The organism is Paracoccus sp. S4493 (assembly GCF_000967735.1).
Taxonomy (GTDB): Bacteria; Pseudomonadota; Alphaproteobacteria; order Rhodobacterales; family Rhodobacteraceae; genus Paracoccus; species Paracoccus marcusii.
This window is the reverse complement of record NZ_JXYF01000459.1, coordinates 1-403: the sequence shown is the minus strand read 5'-3', so window position 1 is coordinate 403 and position 403 is coordinate 1. Positions and strand designations below refer to the sequence as shown.

Here is a 403-nt window from a genome sequence, read left to right as displayed (position 1 = left end):
CCCTGCTGGGCGATGCGGCCCACCCGACGCTGCCCTTTCTGGCCCAAGGCGCGGGCATGGCCATCGAGGACGCCTGGACGCTTGCCGCCTGCCTGGACGCGATCCCGGATCAGCCGCAGGCCCTGGCCCGCTATCAGGCGCTGCGCCAGCCGCGCGTGACCCGGATCGTCGATGCGGCGAACGCCAGTGCCCGCAACTATCATTTCGGGGGTGTCATGCGGATCGGCGCGCATTCGGTGCTGCGCGTGGCGGACCGCCTTGCGCCGTCGCTGATGCCCGGCCGTTTCGACTGGCTCTATGACTTCGATCCCGTGGGACAGATACCCTGACCCGCCATCGGCACCCCTCCGCGACGGGGGTCCGGGGGGCGCATAGCCCCCCGGCCGCCGCGCGACGCAAATCA

The 403-nt window shown here is 71.5% G+C and carries 1 protein-coding gene; it reads left to right on the top strand.

The genetic code is table 11. The features are described 5' to 3' along the window. On the top strand, positions 1-329 hold a 329-nt coding region (locus TW83_RS18405; protein WP_045984237.1), incomplete at its 5' end, for an FAD-dependent monooxygenase. Positions 330-403 lie beyond the last annotated feature (74 nt).